Origin of the sequence: Streptomyces sp. NPDC088554 (genome assembly GCF_044752945.1) — a bacterium.
GTDB lineage: Bacteria > Actinomycetota > Actinomycetes > Streptomycetales > Streptomycetaceae > Streptomyces.
In genome coordinates, this window is record NZ_JBIVMF010000027.1 from 1 (window position 1) to 21450 (window position 21450).

Below are 21450 nucleotides of genomic sequence, written 5' to 3' on the forward strand. Positions count from 1 at the left end.
CGCCCGGTTACATTCCGAACCCGGAAGCTAAGCCTCACAGCGCCGATGGTACTGCAGGGGGGACCCTGTGGGAGAGTAGGACGCCGCCGAACAATTATTGTGGGAATGCCCCGTACCAGGTATCTGGTGCGGGGCATTTCTGCGTTCAGGACCTTTTGCTGTCAGCCGTAGGGGGTGGGTCGGCCGCCGTACGAACGGAGCGGAGGCCAGGCCTAGGCGTCGGCTCCGTCCGGCAGGTCGTGGCGGGGCCAGCGGTCCTTGCCCTGCTGGCGGGAGCGGAGCAGGGCAAGAGTCTGCAGGCCGTGGTCCTCGCCGGTGGCCAGCAGCTCCGGGAGACGGGGGAACGGGGCCACGGCCGCGACATCGTCGAGGACGAGCGACATTGGTGGGTCGAGCCGACCGTCAGATGACCGTGCGGCCATGCGGCGGCCGTGCTCGACCACGTGTGAGGTGAGTGCGGTGAGCAGGGGCATCGCACCCGGGCGGGATCGGGGGTCCTCGATCGGCTCACCCACCACATAGAGCGTGCCCCCCTCGTTCACAAAAGAATCCAGGGCGAGCGCATCAGTTCGGTTGGGTGTACAGGCGTCCCGGACATGAACCGAGGAGAGCGAGCCCAGTGCGCGGGCCGTCAACTGCTGTGCCACTTCGCGGCGTTCGGGGTGTGCGGTGAGCGCGGACTCCAGGAGGCCGGCGAGGCCGGAGACGGCCTTGGGGTGGGTGCGCAGGATCCGTACGGCTTCCTGGGCGCCGCCGCCCTGTGCCCAGCGCAGCACCTGCTTCAGCGGCCGCCCGTCCACGGCCGCCGCGTGCAGCCAGCAGCGCAGGAGCGTTTCGGCGGTGTCGGCCATGGAGGCGTCGAGCAGGGCGTGCGGGCGTACGGGGCAGAGCAGGGCGGCCGCCCGCGCGCCCGCCGTGGCCGCGTCCTCGCACCCGGCGGCCGGGGACCAGTGGAGCCGGGCCGGGGTGTCGCAGAGGTGGCCGGGGTCGTACACGAGGACGGGGCCGAGCTTGGCGCGGGCGTCCTTGGTCTCCGCCCAGACCTCGGGCGCCGAGGTGACCACGAGCGCCGGGCCCGGGGCTTCCCGTACGGCCTGGACGGCGGCGGGGCGCCGGGCGGCCGGCGCCCCGTACCGTACGCGCGGGGCGGGGACCGTGGAGGTGAGGGTGGTCGCGGGGGCTGGTGTGACAGCCGGTGTGACAACAGGGGCGGGTGCAGGCGAGGGTACGGGTACGGGCGCGGGCGTGGGGGCCTTGTGCAGGCGGGGGTGGGTCTCGGGGGGCGGGGCGGGGGCCTCGTACCGTTGCCGCTTGCGTCTTTCCCGTACGGCCCGGTAGCGGACCGTCACGCCCAGGGTGAAGATCGTCAGCACGGTCAGCACCATCAGCTGGCTGATCAGCAGGCCCCAGAACAGCCCGTACCCGGATAGTTCGCCCGGTGGGGTGTCGGGCCAGGCGCCGGGGAGGTCGCGCGGGGCGGCGGCCAGTTCGCGCATGGCCATGGGCGTACGGGTGAAGGTGACGCCCGACGGCCAGTCGCCGTGGGTGAACAGGGCGGCCAGGCCGGTGGCCGTCCAGACCAGCAGGGTCAGGCCGAGGAGGAAGCCCAGCAGCCCCACGAGCAGCCCGTCAGGGATGCCGCCCTGCTGGTTCCGCCCGTCGTGACCGCTGTGCTGTGCCCGCATGTCATGCCACCGTCGACTCGGAGGATTCGTTCAGCCCGCGCTGTCGCTCCAGGAGGGCCGCCCGCTGTTCCGCCTCCCATTCCGCGGCCCGCATGTCCTCGGGCAGGACGCCCGCCAGCGCCAGGGCGTCGGCGGCGTCCGAGGCGTCGGACGCGGCGGAGTTCTCCGTCATGGCGCGGTCGGTGAAGACCAGGGGGCGTTCCGCCTCCGTCACCAGGTGTTTGACGACCTGGACATTGCCGTTGACGTCCCAGACCGCGATCCCGGGGGTGAGCGTAGGGATGATCTCCACGGCCCACCGGGGCAGCCCGAGGACCTGGCCGGTGGCCCGTGCCTCGTCGGCCTTCTGGGCGTAGATCGTCCTGGTCGAGGCCATCTTGAGGATCGCCGCCGCCTCGCGGGCCGCCGCGCCGTCGACCACGTCGGACAGGTGGTGGACCACCGCCACGAACGACAGGCCGAGCCGCCGGCCGAACTTCAGCAGCCGCTGGAAGAGCTGGGCGACGAAGGGCGAGTTGATGATGTGCCAGGCTTCCTCGACGAGGAAGATCCGCTTCTTGCGGTCGGGGCGGATCCAGGTGTGTTCCAGCCAGACGCCCACGATCGCCATCAGGATCGGCATCGCGATCGAGTTGCGGTCGATGTGCGAGAGGTCGAAGACGATCAGCGGGGCGTCCAGGTCGATCCCGATGCTCGTCGGCCCGTCGAACATGCCGCGCAGGTCGCCGTCGACCAGCCGGTCGAGGACCAGGGCGACATCGAGGCCCCAGGCCCGTACATCGTTGAGGTCGACGTTCATCGCCTCGGCGGACGCGGGCTTCGGGTGGCGCAGTTGGTCGACGATGTCCATCAGGACGGGCTGGCGGTCGACGATGGTCTCGTTGACGTAGGCGTGCGCGACCTTGAGGGCGAAGCCGGAGCGTTCGTCCAGGCCGTGGCCCATGGCGACTTCGATGATGGTACGGAGCAGGGCGAGCTGCCCGGTCGTGGTGATCGCCGGGTCGAGCGGGTTGAGCCGGATGCCGTCGTCGAGGGCGGCCATCGCGTCCAGCCGGATGGGGGTTATACCCAGCTCCTGGGCGATGAGGTTCCACTCGCCCGCGCCGTCCTCGCCCTGGGCGTCGAGGACGACGACCTGGCGGTCGCGGAAGCGGAGCTGGCGCAGGACGTAGGTCTTCTCCAGCGCGGACTTGCCGTTGCCGGACTCGCCGAGGACGAGCCAGTGGGGGGCGGGGAGCTGCTGTCCGTACAGCTGGAAGGGGTCGTAGATGTAGCCCTTGCCGCTGTAGACCTCGCGGCCGATGATGACGCCGGAGTCGCCGAGGCCGGGCGCGGCGGTGGGCAGGTAGACGGCCTGGGCCTGGCCCGTCGACGTACGGACCGGCAGCCGGGTCGTCTCCACCTTCCCGAAGAGGAAGCTGGTGAAGGCATCCGTGAGGATGGACAGCGGATCTCGCACGACAGGCCCCTTTCGGTTCTGGCGGCTCGGTTCTCGGCGGCTGGGCCGGCGGCTAGCGGCGGATGCCGGTCGCGAACGGCAGCGTGTTCACAAAGGCTCGGTGGTGTTCGCGGTCGCACCACTCCAGCTTCAGGTACGACTTGCCGGCCGAGGCCCTGATCGTGCGCTTGTCCCTGGCCAGGGTCTCCGGGGAGCGGGACGACACGGTGATGTACCCGACGAGGTTGACGCCCGCCGCGCCGCTGGCGAGGTCTTCGCCCCGCTGGTCGAGGCGGCCGTGCGCGGCGATGTCGCGGGGGTCGACGGTGCGGTTCATCTTGGCGGCGCGGCTGGCCTCGGCGTCGTCGTTGGTCTTCTCGGTGAGCATCCGCTCGATGGCGATCTCGGTGGGTTCGAGGTCCATCGTGACGGAGACCGTGCGGATGACATCGGGGGTGTGGACGAGCAGCGGCGCGAGGAAGTTCACGCCGACCGGGGTCATGGGCCATTCCTTGACCCAGGCGGTGGAGTGGCACCAGGGCGCGCGGGTGGACGACTCACGGGTCTTGGCCTGGAGATACGTCGGTTCCATCGCGTCCAGCTCGGCCGGCCAGGCGTTTCGTTTCGTCATGGCCTGGATGTGGTCGATGGGGTGGTCGGGGTCGTACATGGAGTGCACGAGGGAGGACAGCCGGCCCTGGCCGAGCGGCTGGCGTACCCGGATGTCGGCCTCGGCGAGCCGCGCGCAGATGTCGGTCAGCTCGCGGGCCATGACGACGGCGAGGCCCGCGTCCCGGTCGAGCCGCTTGGTGCCGGCGGCCTGGCGGGCGGCGCGGGCCATGGCCTGGCCCTCGGCGGCGAGTTCGCGGGTGTAGTGCATACAGGCGACGAGGTAGGCGCGGTGCTGTTCGCTGGAGGTGGAGACCATCGACTGGAGCTGGTCGTACGACTCCTTGAGCCAGCCGGGGGCGGTGGTGTCGCCGCGCTGGGCGACGTCCTTCTCGTGCGCGTCGGGGTCGGCGGGCAGGGTGCGGGCGAGCATCTGGATGCGGGTGACGAAGCCGTCCCCGTTGGCGACGTGTTTGAGGAGCGTGCCGAAGCGGTCGACCAGCGCCTCCTGGTCCTCGCTGTCGCGCAGTCCGACGCCGGGGCCCTCGATCTCGATGGCGGCGGTGACGGTCCTGCGGTCGGCGTGCAGCAGGACGGCGATCTCGTCGGGCCCGAACGGCGCGGCCAGCCAGTTGATCCTGCCGATCCCCGGCGGCGGCCCGACCTCGACCTCGCGCCCGTCGATCCGCGTCCCGGACTCCATGGCGGCGGAGCGGTAGGCGGTGCCGCGCCGGAGGGTCCGTTTGTAGCTGCGGTTGATCTCGAACCACTTGTAGAAGGTGCGGCTTTTGTACGGTAGGTAGACGGCGGCCAGCGCTATCAGCGGGAACCCGGTCAGCGTCACGATCCGCAGCGACAGGACGGGCACGAGCAGACCGCACATCATGCCGATGAACGCACCGGCGATGATCAGGGCGATCTCGCCGGTCTCGCGGTTCTTGCCGACGATCGCGTTCGGCCGGGCGCGGCCGATGAGATACGTACGGCGGGGAGCCATCGGCTGGGAGTGGGTCGTCAACGCCCGCCACCTCCTGTGCTGTTGTTGCCGGAACCGCGTGATGAGCGCGATCCGTGCGGGGTTCCGCTGGTGGGGCTGGAGTTACGGGGTGGGGGCGCCGCCGAGGGGACATGGCCGCCGCCCGTGCCGCCGCCTCCGCCTCCGGAGGAGCCGCGGGAGCTGTGCGCGGCCACGCCGCCGGAGACCGGGTTGGCCGGGCGGGCGCCGCCGCCTCCGCTGTCGCCCTGGCCGCCGCGGCCGCTGTGGGTCTTGATGCCCTGGGAGACGAGGGCGGCGGGGGAGCTGATCAGGGCGGCGGCGCGGGCGCCGTCCGTGGCCTGCTTGCGGTCGGTGCGGGAGGCGGCGATCTCGTCGCCGAAGCCGGGCACGAAGCGGTAGATCATCGCGGAGGCGAAGATCGCGAGCAGGATGATGGCGAGGCCGGAGACGACGGCGGAGAACGCGTTGGGGCCGTCGTCGGCGGAGAGCGCCCCGGCGAGCCCGAGGACGATCATGATGACGGGCTTGACCATGATCACGGCGATCATGATCCCGGCCCAGCGGCGGACGTGGCCCCACATGTTCTTGTCGACCAGCCCGGCGTAGACGACGGTGCCGAGCAGGGCGCCGACGTACAGGAGCGCCGCTCTGATCACCAGCTCCAGCCAGAGCACTCCGGCGGCGACGATCGACACGAGCGAGACGACGATCAGCATGATCGGGCCGCCGCCGATGTCGTCGCCCTTCTTGAGCGCCTCGGAGAAGCCGCCGAAGAACGCGTCGGTCTGGCCGCCGGTGGCCGCGGAGATGATCTCGGTGACGCTGTCGGTCGCCGAGACGATCGTGTACAGGATCAGCGGGGTGAAGGCGGAGGCGAGGACCGTCAGCCACAGGAAGCCGATGGCCTCGGAGATCGCGGTGGTCAGCGGCACGCCCCTGACGGCGCGTTTGGCGACGGCGAGCAGCCACAGGACGAGGGTGAGGACGGTCGACGCGGCGAAGACGACGGCGTACTGGCGGAGGAAGGCGGCGTTGGTGAAGTCGACGTTGGCGGTCTCCTTCACGGCGGCGCTGAGCTTCTCGACGATCCAGGCGGCGGCGTCGGCGCAGCCGCGCGCCAGGGAGGAGAGCGGGTCGGCGGCGTCCGTGGTGCTGGGGACGCCGCTGGTCCTGGAGGAGTTCGCGGCCGACTCGCCGTCCTCGCAGTAGTCCTTGGCCAGTCCGACGATCAGATCGCAGGGGTTGGCGCTGCCGCTGGGGGAGGGCGAGGCCGCCGGGTCGGTCGGGGAGGGCGTCGGGGTCGGCGCGGCGGCGGCGCGCGAGGCCGCGCCGAGGACGAGCGCGCCCGCGCCCGCGAGGGCGGCGGCGAGCGGGCCCGGCAGGAGCCGCGCGGGGCGGGCTCCGGGCGTTCCGGTCGTTCCGGGCGTTCCGGGGGTACGGCCTTCGGCGGGGCGGGTCCTGGGCAGTCGGCTACCGGGCATAGGTGAAGCCTCCGTATCCCTGAACAGCCTTGGCGATCTCATCGGCGGACGACGCTCTGTTGTCGTTGTTGACCGGGGTCGGGCCCTCGGTCTGGCTGGACGAGGCGATCTTCCAGTCGCCGTCGATCCACTTGAGCTTCTGCGTGAGGGTGAACCAGGTCTCCGTCACGGGTTTGGTGGAGCCCTCGCCCGCCAGGCCCACCAGACCGGTGGACCAGACCTCGACCGTCGCGGCGTTCGCGTCGACCTTGGTGACCTTGGTGCCCACGGGCACGGTTCTGGAGACGAAGGTGAGGCCGGTGGGGGTGGTGCCGTTCTCGTTGAGCCCGACGTTCTTGAAGAAATCGGGCGAGTACGCCTTGTCGAGGCCGGACAGGAGCCCGTCCGCCGTCGCGGGGTCGTGGGTGGCGCGGATGATCGCGGTGCGGGTGGCCGTGTCGAACATCCCGGCGGAGCCGAGCGCCACCGCGTAGTTCGCCGCCGCGCTGGCCGCGCCCTGCTCGCTGCGGGCGAAGCCCGCGGGGATCGCGCCGTCCGTGGCGTTCTTCCCGGTCACCGGTTTCACGCCGGTGGCCGCCGTGGGGTCGGCGCCCGCGCCGGCCGTGCCCTTGGCGCCGCCGCCCGACGCCTCGTCGGCGCCGCCGCCACGGTTCGCGAAAGCGATGGCGGCGATGAGGAGGACCACGACGCCGACCACGGTCACCAGGGAGCGCGAGGTGCGCGGGGGCCGCCGTCCGCCGCCGTACGGGTCGCCGCTGTCGGGCAGGCGGGTACGGGTCTGGCCCGTACCGCCGAAGCTGTCGTCCGTACGGCCGGAGTCGCCGCCGTAGCCGTGCTCGTCGCCGAAGCTCATGCCGCGTACGCCCCCTCAGCCGTTGGCACTTCCGCGGTACCCGCGTAGTACGACGGTAGCCGTGCTGGTTCCCGCGCGGGCGCGGTGTGGTGACTCGACATCAGGGAGACGCAACCTCAGCCGGTGGGCGCGACGGACAGGTGGTGTGGAAGCGAGTGAAGGTGTGCGGGTGACGCAGGAGCACAGGCAGGAACCGGTGGAAAGGCCGGAACCGGTGGAACGGGACGCAACTGCTGGAACAGGGTGGAACCGGTGGGGCAAGAGGGACGCTGTGGGCGGGTGGCTAGACAGCCATTCCGTACACGATGGTGAAGAGCGTGCCCAGTGAACCGATGATGAAGACACCGGTCAGTCCGGCGACGATCAGACCCTTGCCCTGTTCCGCGCTGAACGTGTCCCTGAGGGCTGTCGCCCCGATCCGCTGTTTGGCCGCGCCCCAGATCGCGATACCGAGGCAGAGAAGGATGGCCACCGCCATCACGACCTCGATCATCACCCGGGCCTCGTTCCCCAGTGTCCCGAAAGGCCCCCAGTTCGGTGCGATGCCACCGATAATGGTGGTGATGTCGCCCTTTTCGGCCGCCAGGTACATGTAACTCACCGCCCCTGTATGGGTCGTTCACGCCCGTGCCCCATGGCACGGGTCACGCTCTATCTTCGCTGATGGAACCGCCCTCGTAAGCCGCTTGGCGGCTCTCTTTACCCGATCCCCGCACATATGACCGAGGCCAGGGCTCTGACCAGCGATGAATCAGATGTACGAGGACTCGCGCGATTACTCTGTGTATCATGGTGCGTGACTCCGGGCAATGATTGTCGTTGTTACACCTTTACGGTTCCCTCCCGCGTCCTCTCCGTCCCCCTCCTGCCGGAAGCCCGCCGCGCCTAGACTGACGTACGACAGCGGCCCTGACGCGAGGGGTGTGTGACGGTGCGTAAGGCAATGCTGGGCGTGGCCACCGTCGGTGGTCTGGGGACGGCGTTCGTCGCTCTGCTGGTCGTCGGGACCTACTCGGCCGCCGCCGGGATGGGCGCGGGCGGCGGGAGCGCCGTGGGGCTGGCCAAGGGGGCCGTGCCGGCGGCGTATCAGAATCTGGTGCAGAAGTGGGGCAACCTCTGCCCCGCCATCAATCCGGCCCTGCTCGCCGCGCAGTTGTACCAGGAGAGCGGGTGGAACCCCTCGGCGCAGAGCCCGGCCAACGCCAAGGGCATCGGCCAGTTCATCCCCGGCACCTGGGAGGCGCACGGGATCGACGGGAACAACGACGGCAAGCGGGACATCTGGGACCCGGCCGACGCGATCCCCTCGGCGGCTTCGTACGACTGCGAACTGGCCGGGTACATCAAGGATGTGCCGGGTGATCGGACCAGCAACATGCTGGCCGCGTACAACGCGGGCGCGTACGCCGTCATCAAGTACTCCGGCATCCCGCCGTACCGGGAGACCCAGAACTACGTCAAGATCATCAAGACCCTGGAGAAGAGCTTCGCCCGGCCGGTGGGCGGCGTCGAGCCGTCGAAGCAGGCCGCCGCCGCGATCTACTTCGCCCAGCAGAAGCTGGGCACGCCCTACCTCTGGGGCGGCAACGGTACGGCCGACCAGGGGGGGCGTTTCGACTGCTCCGGGTTGACGCAGGCGGCGTACCGGACGGTGGGGGTCGAGCTGCCGCGCGTGGCCAATGACCAGTACAACGCGGGCGAACATCCCGCGCGGAATGAGCTGCTCCCCGGAGATCTGGTCTTCTTCTCCGACGATCTCACCAATTCGCGGGCGATTCGCCATGTGGGGATCTATGTGGGCGGCGGGTACATGATCAACGCGCCGTACACCGGAGCGGTGATCCGATTCGACAAGATCGATACTCCGGACTACTTCGGGGCCACCCGAGTGACCGAGGACGGCGCGAAATCGCTGCCGACCGCCCTGCCGGAGAGCAGGCCGGAAGCCTGATGAGAGTCGGGCACGAGGGCGGGGAAATGGCTGGAACTCGCCAGACGAGCGGTCTGCACCCCCCTTCTGAGCTGCGACGACGTATCTCTCTTCGATAACAGCACGGTGATCTTTCGGTAGAGAGTGGAACGGAGGCGGCGCGTGGTCCGTTCCGCTGGGAAAGGGCTGCGATATTGATCACGCGGCATGTTCCGTACTGACCACGGGGGTTGGTAGAGACACGAGATAAAGGCAGGGGACCGACAGCAGATGGCCGGACTCGCACTGGATGGGTCGAACCCCGATGTCAGCCTGCTCTACGACATCAATGGACTCGCCAAGGACGCCCCGTCCTGGTTCGACCGCGTCATGGGGTTCACCGGCGAGTACGGGATCATGCTCGGGCTCGGGGTCCTCCTGCTCTGGTGCTGGTGGAGCGTGCGCAGGAGCGGCAGCGCCGAGGACTCGGTCACGGCGGTCGCCGGACTGATCTGGGCGCCGCTCGCCGCCGGGGTCGCGCTGCTGATCAACATCCCGATCCGCGGCTTCGTCGAACGTCCCAGACCCTTCCTCGACCACGAGGGGCTCGACGTCCTGGTCGCGGGCAAGACGGACTACTCCTTCGTCAGCGACCACGCCACGATGGCGATGGCCATCGGCGCGGGCGTCTTCATCGCCCACCGGAAATTCGGGCTCGCCGCGATCGGGCTGGCCCTCCTGGAAGGCTTCTGCCGCGTCTACATGGGCGTCCACTACCCGACCGACGTGATCGGCGGCTTCGCGCTCGGCACCGCCGTCGCCCTGCTGCTCACGCCCCTCGCGCTGGCCCTGCTGACCCCGGTCGTCTCGGCGGTCGCCCGTTCGCGGCGGCTCGGTGTGCTCGTACGGTCGCGGGCGGCGCGCGAGGACGACGACCGGTCGGGCGACCCGGGCACGGTCGGCGGGACGCGGCGGCTGGACATCCCGGAGCCGCGGCCGGACGACAACAACCTGGCGGCCTGAGGTTCTGCTCTACGACGCGGCGACGGCGCTGACCACCACGTTCGAGTCCCAGTGGCCGCCCGCGTCGATGGCCCCGCCGCAGGTGATCAGCCGCAGCTGCGGATCCGGTACGGGACCGTAGACCCGCTCCGTCGGGAACCGCTCCGTCCGGTACGTGTCCACGGCCGTCACCCGGAACGGCACCCGCCGCCCGTCGCCCAGCTCCGCCTCGACCAGATCGCCGGGGCGCAGCCGGCCCAGCTTGGCGAAGACCGCGTTCTTGATGTTGTCCCTGCCGTTGCGCACGGGGACGGTGCCCGGATTGGCCGGGGCGTCCCGGTGGCCGACCAGCACGGCGGGGCCCGGTTCGCCGGGGCGGGGGCCGGCCGCGTACCAGCCGACCTCCATCGCGTGCCGGAACCCCGGCGGGTCCAGCCTGCCCCCGCCGTCGAGCGCGAGCGGCAGCACGCCCGCCTCGATCCTGAGCGCCGGGATCCGCAGCCGTACGGGCGCGGAGCGCGGGTCCGGGACACGGACGACCCGGGGCTCCGGGGCGGCGGCCGGGGGCCGTGGCGCGGGCGGTCGCGCGAACAGGTGCAGCAGTACGGCGGCCACCGCGCCCAGGGCCGCCACCGCGCAGAGGACCCGGACCGCCCTGTCCGCGCCCGTGCGCCCGCGCGCCGGGCCGGTCAGTGCCACCTGTGGGGCGTGCTGTCGGCCGCGCGGCGCTGGAAGCGGCGCACCACCAGGATCGTGCCGGCGGTGGCCGCGGCGGTCGCGCCGATCGCGAGGGACAGCTCGGCGGCGGCCGACCGGGCGGGCGGGCGGCCCGGGTGGTCCGCGCCACCGCGCGCGGCGCCGGAGGGAGTTACCCCGAGCGCGCCGATGTCCGGGGCGTCCGGGGGGCTCGGGGTGGGACTCGGGCTGTCGGCCGGGGGGCGGGCCCGCGAGGTGAACGAGATCGTCTCCGAGACGGCCGGCGCGGGCGGGGATTCGGCGGCGTTGCCGTGGCGCCCGGAGAGGACAGGGACGATGACGGTGGCCGTGGCCATGATCACCGCGGTGATCAGCGCGGCGGTCCGGAATCCGGGTCCGGGGCCGGTTCGGTGCATGGGTACGCCCCTGCGAGTCGGGTCGGGTGTGCCCCCCTGCGGCTGTTGTTGCCGGTTCCAGGCCATCGCCAAAGGGCCCGTACGGCCACCTCGGTGAGCCGTACGGGCGAAAGAAAGGGGCGTCGTTACGCCGAGTCGCCGTGGGTGCGGGCGTCCGTACGGGCGAGGTCCCGCGATCTGCGGGCGGGGCCCGACCAGCCACAGGCGCACCGGGCCAGGCAGAACGAGCCGCGCTCGATCGTCGAGGTGGTGTGGGGCGGGGCGGTGGGGGCCGCGGGGGCTGCCGTGGAGGGCGCGGAGACGTCTGACTCGCTCACCTGTCCACCGTACCGACAACCACCGCCGGACCGGTGCCGGTCGTACGGAGTGGCGTGACGGGGGACGCGGGGCGTCGTTATGCGGGACGGGGCGGGGTTCGGGGTGGGGTTCGGACAAGCGGCGGTCGGGCGTTGGGGGTTTGGCGGGCGATGGTGGCGCAGCGGCACGGACGCGGGGGAGCGGTGTTCGCGAGCATGGCCATGGCGGGTGTCGTGGCCACGGCGGGGGGATGCTCCGGGGACGGCGGCGCGGCGGCGGACGACCGGCCGCGCCTCGACGCGGCGGCGGTGCGGAAGGTGGCCGATGTGCTGCTGGCCTCGGGCAGCTCCCGGGCCCGTACGTCCATGGAGATGGCGGTCGGCGGGACCCGGGTGACCATCAGGGGCGAGGGCGGTTACGACTTCGGCAAGCGGATGGGGCGGCTCCGGGTCGTTCTGCCCAAGGACCCCTCGGGCAGCGACGAGCACCGGCCGATCACGGAGCTGCTGTCGCCGGGCGCGCTGTACATGAAGAACCGTGGCGCCGGGGTGCCGGACAACAAGTGGGTCAGGGTGGACTCCGCGACCGTGGACGACGGGAATCTGGTCACGGGCGGGGCGACGGATCCGCTGACGGCGGCGGAGCTGCTGCGTACCGCGACGCGTGTGACCTTTGTCGCGGAACAGGACCTCGCCGGGGTGCGGGTGTGGCACTTCCGGGGGGTCACGGACATCCGCCGGGCCGCGACGGTGGCCTCGCCCTACGCGCGCGGGGCGCTGACCGCGGCGGCGAGAGGGTTCGCCGAGGACGCGGTGCCGTTCGACGCGTATCTGGACGACGCCGGGCGGCTGCGGAAGGTCAGGCACCGGTTCAGCTACGTCAACCAGGGGCACGCGGTCGCGGTCTCGTCGACGACGCTGTTGTACGCGTTCGGGGAGCGGGTCGAGGTCACGCTGCCGCCGGGGGGCGATATCTACGACGGCGAGATCAAGTCGTAGAACCCGTGGTCCGGCAGCCGCTCCGGTCGCCGGCACCCGGTCCGGCCGTCCCTTTCCGCTTGCGCGATATGCCTTATGCCCTAGCCGGAAATGGTCCGGACGTGCCATGCGCGAGGGGTGTCCCGCTCCCTACGCTGGGAAGCAGGGACTGGCAGGAAGAGGTGATAGCACGTGGCTCTGTCGCGCACGCCGACCGTCCATGACCACGCGGCCCTCGCCGAGATCGAGTGGTGCGGGGAGCTGATGATCGCGGCGTCCACCGCGGATGGTGAGCGGCTCAGCCCGGACCGTATCGACGAGGTACTGAACGTACGGGCGGAGCGGGCCGTCGGCCCCCGGTCCCACCAGGGGGCCCGGGCGGTGCGGCGGAGGGAGAGCTGCGGGGAGTGACCGCCCACTCTTCGAGGGGGTGGGTCGGGTACGGAACGGTCCGGGTCAGGTACGGAGCAGCCGGGCGATCGCCTTGGTGGCTTCCTCTACCTTCGCGTCGATCTCGTCGCCGCCCTTGACCGCGGCATCGGCCACGCAGTGCCGCAGATGCTCCTCCAGGAGCTGGAGCGCGAACGACTGGAGGGCCTTGGTCGAGGCGGAGACCTGGGTGAGTATGTCGATGCAGTAGACGTCCTCGGCCACCAGCCGCTGAAGGCCCCTGATCTGGCCCTCGATCCGGCGCAGGCGCTTGAGGTGCTCGTCCTTCTGGTCGTGGTAACCGTGCACCGCGTGGCTGTGGCCGGGGGTGGCGGGCGTGGTCACGGAGGGCGCGCCGTCCGTCGCCGCGCCGGCCGCCTCGGTGGTCGTCATCGCGTCCTCCTGTGATGATGTGGCCGAAATCCGAATAAGGGGTATATACCCCTCCCGGGTATAGGGTACCCGTCTGTGAGGCTCGGGGCAGGGCCCTGTGCTCATCACCATGCCCCATGAGTGACACTGGGACCGCCGGTTAGCCGTGGCCGGATGATGCGCCTAGCATCACCCCTGACCGAATCCATGTAACCCGAGGACCCCACGTGCGATTTCGTCTGACCCCCAGGGAGACGAGCTTCTACGACATGTTTGCCGCGTCCGCGGACAACATCGTCACGGGCTCCAAGCTCCTGATGGAACTCCTCGGGGCGGATATCTCCGCCAGGGCCGAGATCGCGGAGCGGATGAGGGCGGCCGAGCACGCGGGTGACGATGCCACGCACGCGATCTTCCACCAGCTGAACTCCTCCTTCATCACGCCGTTCGACCGCGAGGACATCTACAGCCTCGCGTCCCAGCTCGACGACATCATGGATTACATGGAGGAGGCCGTCGACCTCGTCGTCCTCTACAACATCGAAGAGCTGCCCAAGGGTGTCGAGCAGCAGATCGAGGTCCTCGCCAGGGCCGCCGAGCTGACCGCCGAGGCCATGCCGCACCTGCGGACGATGAGCAACCTCACCGAGTACTGGATCGAGGTCAACCGGCTGGAGAACCAGGCGGACCAGATCCATCGCAAGCTGCTGGCCCATCTCTTCAACGGCAAGTACGACGCGATGGAGGTGCTCAAGCTCAAGCAGATCGTCGACGTGCTTGAAGAAGCCGCCGACGCGTTCGAACACGTCGCGAACACGGTGGAGACCATCGCGGTCAAGGAGTCCTGAACCACGTGGACACCTTTGCGCTGATCGTGACCATTGGTGTCGCGCTCGGCTTCACGTACACGAACGGCTTCCACGACTCCGCCAACGCCATCGCCACCTCGGTGTCCACCCGGGCACTGACCCCGCGGGCCGCGCTCGCCATGGCCGCGGTGATGAACCTCGCGGGCGCCTTCCTCGGTCAGGGGGTCGCCAAGACCGTCAGCGAGGGCCTGATCGCCACGCCCCACGGGCAGCGGGGGATGGGCATCCTCTTCGCCGCGCTGGTCGGCGCGATCGTCTGGAACCTCGTCACCTGGTACTTCGGCCTCCCCTCGTCCTCCTCCCACGCGCTGTTCGGCGGCATGGTGGGCGCGGCGCTGGCCGGCGGTACGGATGTGATCTGGTCCGGCGTGCTGGAGAAGATCGTCATCCCGATGTTCGTCTCCCCGGTGATCGGGCTGGTCGCGGGCTATCTGGTGATGGTCGGGATCATGTGGCTCTTCCGCCGGACCAACCCGCACAAGGCCAAGCGCGGTTTCCGGATAGCGCAGACGGTCTCGGCGGCGGGCATGGCGCTCGGCCACGGTCTCCAGGACGCGCAGAAGACGATGGGCATCGTGGTGATGGCCCTGGTCATCGCCGATGTGGAGGACCAGGGTGACGCGATCCCGGTCTGGGTGAAGATCGTCTGTGCGCTGATGCTGTCCCTCGGTACGTACGCGGGCGGCTGGCGCATCATGCGGACCCTGGGCCGGAAGATCATCGAGCTGGACCCGCCGCAGGGCTTCGCGGCGGAGACGACCGGCGCGTCCATCATGTTCGGCTCGGCGTTCCTGTTCCACGCGCCGATCTCGACGACGCATGTGATCACCTCGGCGATCATGGGTGTGGGAGCGACGAAGCGGGTCAATGCGGTGCGCTGGGGGATCGCGAAGAACATCATCCTGGGCTGGTTCATCACCATGCCGGCGGCGGCACTCGTGGCGGCGCTGAGCTTCTGGATCGTCAACCTGGCGTTCGGCTGAGCGACGGTCGTGTCGGCCGGGGGTTCGGGGGTTGCCCCCGGGTGAGTACGGTTGGATCGTCAACCTGGCGTTCGGCCGATCCCCGCGCAGGACGAAAGCCGATCCCCGCGCAGGACGAAATCGGGCCCGCCCCCTCTTCCGAGGGGGCGGGCCCTTTCGCCTTGCGGTGGCACCGCCATGCAGCACCGCAGGACGTGGGGGTCGCCGTACCCGTACAGGCCGTGAAGGCTTATCCGAAGCGGCCGGAGATGTAGTCCTCCGTGGCCTGTACGGACGGGTTGGCGAAGATTCGTTCGGTCTCGTCGATCTCGATGAGCTTGCCGGGCTGGCCGACGGCCGCCAGGTTGAAGAAGGCCGTACGGTCCGAGACGCGGGCCGCCTGCTGCATGTTGTGCGTCACGATGACGATCGTGAAGCGCTCCTTCAACTCCCCGATCAGGTCCTCGATGGCGAGGGTCGAGATCGGGTCGAGGGCGGAGCACGGCTCGTCCATCAGCAGGACCTCCGGCTCGACCGCGATGGCGCGGGCGATGCACAGGCGCTGCTGCTGGCCGCCGGAGAGGCCGGAGCCGGGCTTGTTGAGGCGGTCCTTGACCTCGTTCCAGAGGTTGGCGCCCTTGAGGGACTTCTCGACGATGTCGGACAGCTCGTTCTTGCGGGCCTTGCCGTTGAGCCGCAGCCCCGCCGCGACGTTGTCGAAGATCGACATGGTCGGGAACGGGTTGGGGCGCTGGAAGACCATGCCGACCGTACGGCGTACCGCGACCGGGTCGACGTTCGCGCCGTACAGGTTCTCGTCGTCCAGCAGCACCTTGCCCTCGACGCGGCCACCGGGGGTGACCTCGTGCATACGGTTCAGGGTGCGCAGGAAGGTGGACTTTCCGCAGCCGGAGGGGCCGATGAAGGCCGTCACGGAGCGGGGCTCGACGGTCATCGAGATGTCGTCGATGGCCCGGTGGGAGCCGTAGTAGGCGGTCAGGCCGCTGACGTCGATTCGCTTGGCCATGATGGGGGTACCACTGCTTCTTCCAGGGCCTCAGCGGCCGGACTTGGGGGCCTTCCAGCGAGCGATGCCGCGCGCCACCAGGTTGAGGATCATGACGAACGCGATCAGTACGAGAGCCGCGGCCCACGCCCGGTTGACCGACTCCACCTCACCGAGCTTGTACTGCTCGTAGATGTAGAAGGGGAGCGAGGACTGGGCCCCCTCGAAGGGGTTCGTATTGATCAGCTGGCTGCCGAAGACGAGGAGGATGATCGGCGCGGTCTCACCGGCGATACGGGCGATGGCCAGCATCACACCGGTGGTGATTCCGCCGATCGCGGTCGGCAGGACGACCTTCAGGATCATGCGCCACTTCGGTACGCCGAGGGCCAGCGCGGATTCGCGCAGCTCGTTCGGGACGAGCTTGAGCATCTCCTCGGTGGAGCGTACGACGACCGGGATCATCAGGATCGTCAGGGCGAGGGCGCCCATCAGCCCGGACGGCTGGGTGTTGGTCATCAGCATCAGCGACAGGATGAACAGACCGGCGACGATGGACGGGATGCCGGTCATGACGTCCACGAAGAACGTCACGGCCTTGGCCAGCGCGCCCTTGCCGTACTCGACCAGATACACGGCGGTCAGCAGACCCAGCGGGGTGGCGATGACGGTGGCGATGCCGACCTGCTCCAGCGTGCCGACCAGCGCGTGGTAGACACCGCCGTTCGAGTCGGTGCCGAGGACACCGGCCATGGAGTGGGTCAGGAAGTTGATGCTGAGGGAGGTCACCCCGCGGCTGACGGTGGTCCAGAGCAGCGAGAACAGCGGGATGACCGCCAGGATGAAGCAGACCCAGACGATGCTGGTGGCGAGGCGGTCCTTGGCCTGGCGCTTGTTCTCGATCGCCGAGGTGGCGACGTACGAGACGACGAGGAAGACCACGACCGCGATCAGGCCCCACTGGACCTTGCTGCCGAGCCCGGCGGCGGCACCGATGCCGGCACCGACGGCGATGCCGAGCGCGGCGAACCCGACCGGCGCCCAGCGGGGCAGGCTGCGCTGGCTGAGGTCGCCGGGGCCGCCCGAGGGCGGGGTGGGGGTGGGCGTGTCCTTCACGGCTGCGTGGCTCATGCGTTGGCCCCCGAGTACTCCTTGCGGCGCGCGATGATCAGTCGGGCCGCGCTGTTGACCAGCAGGGTGAGGACGAAGAGGACGAGACCGGAGGCGATCAGGGCGTCGCGCCCGAGCGGGTTGGCCTCGTCGAACTTCGCGGCGATGTTCTGGGCGAAGGTGCCGCCGCCCGGGTCGAGCAGATGGAGCGAGATCAGATAGCTCGGGGAGAGGACCGTGGCCACGGCCATCGTCTCGCCGAGCGCGCGGCCGAGCCCCAGCATCGACGCGGAGATGACACCGGAGCGCCCGAAGGGCAGCACCGACAGCCGGATGACCTCCCAGCGCGTGGCGCCGAGGGCGAGCGCCGCCTCCTCGTTCATCCGCGGGACCTGGAGGAAGACCTCCCGGCTGACGCTGGTCACGATCGGCAGGATCATGATCGCCAGCAGGATGCCGACGGTGAGCATGTTGCGGGCCACACCGGGCTGGGTCTGGTCGAAGATGTACGTCCACGCGAAGTACTGGTCGAGCCAGCTGTTCAGCCCGTCGAGGTACGGGACGAGGACGACGGCGCCCCAGATGCCGTAGATGATGCTCGGCACGGCGGCCAGCAGATCCACGACGTAGGCCAGTGGCGAGGCCAGCTTGCGGGGCGCGTAGTGCGAGATGAACAGCGCGATGCCGACAGCGATCGGAACCGCGATGACCATCGCGATGATCGAGCTGACGACCGTGCCGAAGAGCAGGACCGCGATGCCGAAGACCGGCGGGTTCCCGGAGGGGTTCCAGTCGAAAGTGGTGAGGAAGTTGCCCTCGTCCTGCGAGATGGCGATGGCGGCGCGGTAGGTGAGGAACACCGCGATCGACGCCATGATCGCGAGCAGCAGGATGCCCGAGCCCCGGGAGAGGCCCGCGAAGATCCGGTCGCCCATACGGCCGGTGTCCGAGGACGTCAGGACGGGCGGCCCCGGCGGGGCCGGTGGGGTTTCTATCGGTGTGGTGGAAGCCATGTCTTTCCGGTCTGTGTGGGGGAGGGCGCGCGCCCATCCCCTGGCGGCGGTGCACCGGATGGGGGACGGCCCGCCGGCCCGTCACCCGGTGGAACGGGCGGGGGCCGGTGTGCCGTCACCGGGACTGCGGGGTGGTGGGACCGGGGGGCCGTACTGCTCGGGGGGCTCGGTCCCACTCGTACGTACAACAGGTTTCGCGTTGTTGGGCGGGTCGGCTTCGGCCTCGGCTTCGGCCGAGGTTTCGGCTTCGGCCTCGGCCCGGGCTTCTGCCTGGGCCTGGGCCTGGGCTTCTGCCTGGGCCTGGGCTTCTGCCTGGCCTCAGCTGAGGGAGGCGACCGTCTCGCGGACCTTGGCGTTGATCTCCGCGGGGATCGGCGCGTAGCCGGCGTCGGCGAGCACCTTCTGGCCGTCGGCGCTGGAGGTGTAGGCCAGGAAGGACTTGACCGTGGCCAGGGTGTCGGGCTTGTTGCCCTTGTCGCAGGCGATCTCGTACGTCACCAGGACGATCGGGTACGCGCCCGCGGCCTTGGTGGTGTAGTCGAGGCCGAGCGCCAGGTCCTTGCCGGTGCCCTTGATCTTGGCGGCGGCGATGGCCGTGGAGGCGTTCTCGGAGGTGGCCTCGACGGGGGTGCCGGCGCCCGTGTCGATCTTGACGGTCGAGATCTTCTGGGAGACGGCGTACGACAGCTCGAAGTAACCGATCGCCCCGTCGACCTGCTTGACCTGCGTGGCCACACCGGCGGAACCGGACGCGGCCTGGCCGCCGGGGGCGGGCCACTTCTTCTCGGGCTCGTACTTCCACACGGAGGGGGCCGTGGCGCTCAGGTACTTGCCGAGGTTCTGCGTGGTGCCGGAGTCCTCGGAGCGGTGGAAGGCCTGGATCGGCTTGTTGGGAAGCTTGGCGTCGGGGTTGAGCTTCTTGATCGCCGCGTCGTTCCAGTTCTTGATCTCGTTGTTGAAGATCTTGGCGAGCGTCGGGGCGTCGAGTACGAGGCTGTCCACACCCTCCAGGTGGTAGCCGATCGCGATCGGTCCGCCGACCATCGGGAGGTTGATGCCCTGGCCGCCGCCGGTGCAGATCTTCTTCGAGTCGGCGACCTCCTCGGGCTTCAGCGCCGAGTCGGAACCGGCGAAGCCCACGGTGCCCTGGTTGAACGCGACGATGCCCTCACCGGAGGAGGACGACTTGTAGTTGACCTCCACGCCGGAACACGTGGCCATGTAGTTCTTCACCCAGAGGTCCATGGCGTTCTTCTGCGCGCTCGACCCGGACGCCAGCAGCTGGCCCTTGGCACCCTCGCACACCGCACTGGACCCGGCGGTGGCCTTCGTGGCCGAGCCGCCGGAGGTGTCGCTGTTGTTGTCCGAGCCGCACGCCGTGAGAACCAGGGCGCCGGAGACGGCGAGGGCACCGAGCGCGGTGGCGCGCAGCCCGTTCTTGCGCTGAAGCTTCACTTCGGGTGTTTCCTTCCAGGAGCCGCCGGTTTCTCTTCGTTCTACGGCGGCGTGCGAGGCGGTGGTGGGGACGGAGGCTTTCCGCGCACCGTGTAAGGCCGAAATTAGGCAGAACAGGTGAAGGCGCCGACGGAGCGGAGTGAACGGAAGGTGAACCGTGGCGGGCGGCCTGGTGCGGACCTGGGTGTCCGGGGGACGCGGTGGCGTTTGTCGCACAGAGTGACGGGGGCGATCGGAGTGCGGGTGGAAGCTCCCCGTACGCGCGGGGATGTTCCCGCGGCCATGACGGGCCCTGTCATGCCGGTGTCCGTACTTCCTGGCGTTTGTACGAGGGGCATGGTGCGGGCGTCCGTTACCCGTACTCAGCGCCAGGTGAGCCGCTGGCCCTCGGGGCCGACCCGGAGGCTCATGCGTCCGGCGGGCGGGCGGCCGTCCTCCGTCCACCGGGTCACGCGTTCCGTGACCGCGTCCCAGAGGCGTTCGGGCCCGCCCTGGCGGACGAGCCAACGGCCGCCCTCCTCGTACAGGACGGCCCATGCCCCGGCACGTACGTCGACGAGGACGTGCTCCGTCCGGCCGTCGCGCTCCAGCACGAGGCGCTGGGCGCCCGGGACGGCGGACTGGGCCAGGAAGAGGGCGGTCCGGTCGTCGAGTACGTCGGCCCCGAGACCGGCGGGGGCCGGGTCGGCGGAGTCGAGGTCGGGCAGGAGGCCGAGCGGGGGCGGGAAGTGCGGGCGGGCGAGCATGAAGGAGACATGGCCGTCCAGGACCGGGCCGCTCGCGGTTCCGTCGTACGACACGGTGAGGCGTACCAGCTCGGAAGCGTGCAGCCAGCCGCCGACCGTCACCAGCACCGTGCCGCCGGGCCGGATCCGGGCGATCCACTCGGGCGGGACGGTCCGTACGGCACAGGTGGCGATCAGCCGGTCGTACGGCGCGCCCGCCGCGTGGCCCGCGAGCCCGTCGCCGACGACCAGGCGCGGCCGGTATCCCGTACCGGCGAGGGCGATCCCGGCCCGCGCCGACACCTCGGCGTCTACCTCCACGGTCGTCACCGCGCCGTCCCCGATCGCGTGGCACAGTAGGGCGGTCGAGTAACCGGTCCCGGTGCCCACCTCCAGGACCCGCGCCCCGCGCGACACGTCCAGCTCTTCGAGCATCCGCACCACGAGCCCCGGCCTGGTGGAGGAGGACGACGGCGCGCCCGCGACGCGCCCATCGACCTGATCGGCGAAGACGCCTCCGGCGATCTGGGTGACGAGGGTGTCGTCCTCGTAGGCCCGCACAGGATCGGTCGGCACGGACCGGTACCAGCCACCGCCGTCGTACTCGAACCACCCGTGGGACAGGAACGCCTCACGCGGTACGGACCGTACGGCCGCCGCCCAGCCGGGGCTGAGCAGCGCACCGTTCGCGGCGAGCCGCTCGGCGAGGCGGGCGCGCGGGTCTGCGGTGCTGGTGGTGTTCATGAGGTGGGAGTTCCGTTCTGGAGGAGGTCCGCGACGGCGACGGTGACCGGCAGACCTACCGCGTCTTCGAGCCAGGCCCACTGGCCGTTCGGGTTGCACTCCAGGAACCACCATGCGCCGTCGGGGGTTACGGCGAAGTCGAACGCGCCGAAGCGCAGGCCGAAGTGGCGGAGGAAGCGGGCGAGGGCGGTGCGGAGGTCATCGGGGCAGTCGACCGGTTCGTAGGCCAGGGCGCGGTACTCGGCCCGCCAGTCCAGGACGTCGTCCCCGATCCACCGTCCGGTCTGTGTCCCGGGATCGATCCCGACGTACGGCGCGACGGGTCCGCCGTTGCGCAGGGGCGTCATACGGCGCATGCCCCAGGGGGCGGTTGTCGTGGACAAGGGGTCCTCCTTGGTGGTGCGG

22 protein-coding genes and 1 rRNA gene are annotated in these 21450 nt (G+C 70.2%); 7 read left to right on the forward strand and 16 right to left on the reverse strand.

The features are described 5' to 3' along the window. Positions 1-92: ribosomal RNA gene (gene rrf / locus ACIP8W_RS26370) — 5S ribosomal RNA — on the forward strand; the annotation flags it as partial. A 120-nt stretch (positions 93-212) separates the two neighbouring features. Here the strand turns inward: rrf and ACIP8W_RS26375 are convergent. The 6 genes from ACIP8W_RS26375 to ACIP8W_RS26400 all read right to left on the reverse strand — a co-directional run bounded on the left by ACIP8W_RS26375 (position 213) and on the right by ACIP8W_RS26400 (position 7655). Then, on the reverse strand, positions 213-1685 hold the full coding sequence (locus ACIP8W_RS26375; protein ID WP_401958340.1) for a type VI secretion protein: 1473 nt from the start codon (positions 1683-1685) through the stop codon (positions 213-215). A gap of 1 nt (position 1686) precedes the next feature. After that, positions 1687-3144 (reverse strand): ATP-binding protein, encoded by a 1458-nt coding sequence (locus ACIP8W_RS26380; protein ID WP_401958338.1) that lies wholly within the window; start codon positions 3142-3144, stop codon positions 1687-1689. A 52-nt stretch (positions 3145-3196) separates the two neighbouring features. Next, the gene (locus tag ACIP8W_RS26385) at positions 3197-4750 is read right to left on the reverse strand and encodes an SCO6880 family protein (RefSeq protein ID WP_402152909.1); all 1554 of its coding nucleotides are present in this window, start codon (positions 4748-4750) and stop codon (positions 3197-3199) included. Next, a complete protein-coding gene (locus tag ACIP8W_RS26390; protein ID WP_402152911.1) occupies positions 4747-6210 on the reverse strand; it encodes a hypothetical protein in 1464 nt (487 codons plus the stop codon). The genes ACIP8W_RS26385 and ACIP8W_RS26390 overlap by 4 nt, the downstream gene beginning before the upstream one ends. After that, positions 6200-7063, reverse strand: coding sequence for a hypothetical protein (locus ACIP8W_RS26395; RefSeq protein WP_402152913.1), 864 nt, complete (start codon positions 7061-7063; stop codon positions 6200-6202). The genes ACIP8W_RS26390 and ACIP8W_RS26395 overlap by 11 nt, the downstream gene beginning before the upstream one ends. 283 nt (positions 7064-7346) lie before the next feature. Beyond that, positions 7347-7655, reverse strand: a complete 309-nt coding sequence (locus tag ACIP8W_RS26400; RefSeq protein WP_003985768.1) for a hypothetical protein — start codon at positions 7653-7655, stop codon at positions 7347-7349. 351 nt (positions 7656-8006) lie between these two features. Here ACIP8W_RS26400 and ACIP8W_RS26405 point away from each other — a divergent pair, with 351 nt between their 5' ends. Together ACIP8W_RS26405 and ACIP8W_RS26410 are read left to right on the forward strand one after the other, a co-directional pair. After that, positions 8007-9014: an NlpC/P60 family protein gene (locus tag ACIP8W_RS26405; protein ID WP_401958344.1), complete on the forward strand. Its 1008-nt coding sequence runs from the start codon at positions 8007-8009 to the stop codon at positions 9012-9014. Positions 9015-9263: 249 nt separating this feature from the next. Then, positions 9264-9995, forward strand: a complete 732-nt coding sequence (locus ACIP8W_RS26410; RefSeq protein ID WP_401958329.1) for a phosphatase PAP2 family protein — start codon at positions 9264-9266, stop codon at positions 9993-9995. A 9-nt stretch (positions 9996-10004) separates the two neighbouring features. Here the strand turns inward: ACIP8W_RS26410 and ACIP8W_RS26415 are convergent, their stop codons facing one another. The 3 genes from ACIP8W_RS26415 to ACIP8W_RS26425 all read right to left on the reverse strand — a co-directional run bounded on the left by ACIP8W_RS26415 (position 10005) and on the right by ACIP8W_RS26425 (position 11403). Continuing rightward, on the reverse strand, positions 10005-10673 hold the full coding sequence (locus ACIP8W_RS26415) for a sortase domain-bontaining protein (RefSeq protein WP_402204893.1): 669 nt from the start codon (positions 10671-10673) through the stop codon (positions 10005-10007). Next, the gene (locus tag ACIP8W_RS26420; RefSeq protein WP_401958324.1) at positions 10664-11086 is read right to left on the reverse strand and encodes a hypothetical protein; all 423 of its coding nucleotides are present in this window, start codon (positions 11084-11086) and stop codon (positions 10664-10666) included. Before ACIP8W_RS26420 ends, ACIP8W_RS26415 begins: the two co-directional genes overlap by 10 nt. Positions 11087-11211: 125 nt before the next feature. Continuing rightward, positions 11212-11403 carry a hypothetical protein gene (locus ACIP8W_RS26425; protein ID WP_401958322.1) on the reverse strand — a complete coding sequence of 64 codons (192 nt, stop codon included), beginning with the start codon at positions 11401-11403 and terminating at the stop codon, positions 11212-11214. Positions 11404-11553: 150 nt separating this feature from the next. Between ACIP8W_RS26425 and ACIP8W_RS26430 the strand changes: the two genes are divergently transcribed. Beyond that, positions 11554-12381, forward strand: coding sequence for a hypothetical protein (locus tag ACIP8W_RS26430; RefSeq protein WP_402204895.1), 828 nt, complete (start codon positions 11554-11556; stop codon positions 12379-12381). Between the two features lie 171 nt (positions 12382-12552). Further along, a complete protein-coding gene (locus ACIP8W_RS26435; RefSeq protein ID WP_401958317.1) occupies positions 12553-12771 on the forward strand; it encodes a hypothetical protein in 219 nt (72 codons plus the stop codon). A 45-nt stretch (positions 12772-12816) separates the two neighbouring features. Here the strand turns inward: ACIP8W_RS26435 and ACIP8W_RS26440 are convergent, their stop codons facing one another. After that, the gene (locus tag ACIP8W_RS26440) at positions 12817-13182 is read right to left on the reverse strand and encodes a metal-sensitive transcriptional regulator (protein ID WP_401958314.1); all 366 of its coding nucleotides are present in this window, start codon (positions 13180-13182) and stop codon (positions 12817-12819) included. A gap of 206 nt (positions 13183-13388) precedes the next feature. Here ACIP8W_RS26440 and ACIP8W_RS26445 point away from each other — a divergent pair, with 206 nt between their 5' ends. Together ACIP8W_RS26445 and ACIP8W_RS26450 are read left to right on the forward strand one after the other, a co-directional pair. Then, positions 13389-14009, forward strand: coding sequence for a DUF47 domain-containing protein (locus ACIP8W_RS26445; protein WP_401958312.1), 621 nt, complete (start codon positions 13389-13391; stop codon positions 14007-14009). Between the two features lie 5 nt (positions 14010-14014). After that, complete coding sequence (locus tag ACIP8W_RS26450) at positions 14015-15013, forward strand: anion permease (RefSeq protein WP_401958311.1); 999 nt, start codon at positions 14015-14017, stop codon at positions 15011-15013. A gap of 229 nt (positions 15014-15242) precedes the next feature. On the opposite strand, the gene pstB is transcribed toward ACIP8W_RS26450, so the two are convergent. From pstB to tgmA, 6 genes are all read right to left on the reverse strand, one after another. Beyond that, positions 15243-16019, reverse strand: a complete 777-nt coding sequence (pstB, locus tag ACIP8W_RS26455; RefSeq protein WP_401958308.1) for a phosphate ABC transporter ATP-binding protein PstB — start codon at positions 16017-16019, stop codon at positions 15243-15245. A gap of 30 nt (positions 16020-16049) precedes the next feature. Then, positions 16050-17129 (reverse strand): phosphate ABC transporter permease PstA, encoded by a 1080-nt coding sequence (gene pstA / locus ACIP8W_RS26460; RefSeq protein ID WP_402152536.1) that lies wholly within the window; start codon positions 17127-17129, stop codon positions 16050-16052. Next, positions 17126-18121 carry a phosphate ABC transporter permease subunit PstC gene (gene pstC, locus ACIP8W_RS26465; RefSeq protein WP_401958302.1) on the reverse strand — a complete coding sequence of 332 codons (996 nt, stop codon included), beginning with the start codon at positions 18119-18121 and terminating at the stop codon, positions 17126-17128. Before pstC ends, pstA begins: the two co-directional genes overlap by 4 nt. Before the next feature lie 318 nt (positions 18122-18439). Beyond that, the gene (gene pstS / locus ACIP8W_RS26470) at positions 18440-19576 is read right to left on the reverse strand and encodes a phosphate ABC transporter substrate-binding protein PstS (protein ID WP_402204899.1); all 1137 of its coding nucleotides are present in this window, start codon (positions 19574-19576) and stop codon (positions 18440-18442) included. 362 nt (positions 19577-19938) lie between these two features. Beyond that, positions 19939-21045 carry an ATP-grasp peptide maturase system methyltransferase gene (gene tgmC, locus ACIP8W_RS26475; RefSeq protein ID WP_402204901.1) on the reverse strand — a complete coding sequence of 369 codons (1107 nt, stop codon included), beginning with the start codon at positions 21043-21045 and terminating at the stop codon, positions 19939-19941. Next, positions 21042-21428 (reverse strand): putative ATP-grasp-modified RiPP, encoded by a 387-nt coding sequence (tgmA, locus tag ACIP8W_RS26480; RefSeq protein WP_402152540.1) that lies wholly within the window; start codon positions 21426-21428, stop codon positions 21042-21044. The genes tgmC and tgmA overlap by 4 nt, the downstream gene beginning before the upstream one ends. Positions 21429-21450: the final 22 nt, after the last annotated feature.

Coding starts and splice junctions, on each gene's coding strand:
- pstB (WP_401958308.1), bottom strand. CDS start 16,019: ATGGCCAAGCGAATCGACGTCAGCGGCCTGACCGCCTACTACGGCTCC.
- ACIP8W_RS26420 (WP_401958324.1), bottom strand. CDS start 11,086: ATGCACCGAACCGGCCCCGGACCCGGATTCCGGACCGCCGCGCTGATC.
- ACIP8W_RS26375 (WP_401958340.1), bottom strand. CDS start 1,685: ATGCGGGCACAGCACAGCGGTCACGACGGGCGGAACCAGCAGGGCGGC.
- ACIP8W_RS26395 (WP_402152913.1), bottom strand. CDS start 7,063: ATGAGCTTCGGCGACGAGCACGGCTACGGCGGCGACTCCGGCCGTACG.
- tgmC (WP_402204901.1), bottom strand. CDS start 21,045: ATGAACACCACCAGCACCGCAGACCCGCGCGCCCGCCTCGCCGAGCGG.
- ACIP8W_RS26400 (WP_003985768.1), bottom strand. CDS start 7,655: ATGTACCTGGCGGCCGAAAAGGGCGACATCACCACCATTATCGGTGGC.
- ACIP8W_RS26430 (WP_402204895.1), top strand. CDS start 11,554: ATGGTGGCGCAGCGGCACGGACGCGGGGGAGCGGTGTTCGCGAGCATG.
- pstC (WP_401958302.1), bottom strand. CDS start 18,121: ATGGCTTCCACCACACCGATAGAAACCCCACCGGCCCCGCCGGGGCCG.
- ACIP8W_RS26390 (WP_402152911.1), bottom strand. CDS start 6,210: ATGCCCGGTAGCCGACTGCCCAGGACCCGCCCCGCCGAAGGCCGTACC.
- pstA (WP_402152536.1), bottom strand. CDS start 17,129: ATGAGCCACGCAGCCGTGAAGGACACGCCCACCCCCACCCCGCCCTCG.
- ACIP8W_RS26410 (WP_401958329.1), top strand. CDS start 9,264: ATGGCCGGACTCGCACTGGATGGGTCGAACCCCGATGTCAGCCTGCTC.
- ACIP8W_RS26440 (WP_401958314.1), bottom strand. CDS start 13,182: ATGACGACCACCGAGGCGGCCGGCGCGGCGACGGACGGCGCGCCCTCC.
- ACIP8W_RS26405 (WP_401958344.1), top strand. CDS start 8,007: ATGCTGGGCGTGGCCACCGTCGGTGGTCTGGGGACGGCGTTCGTCGCT.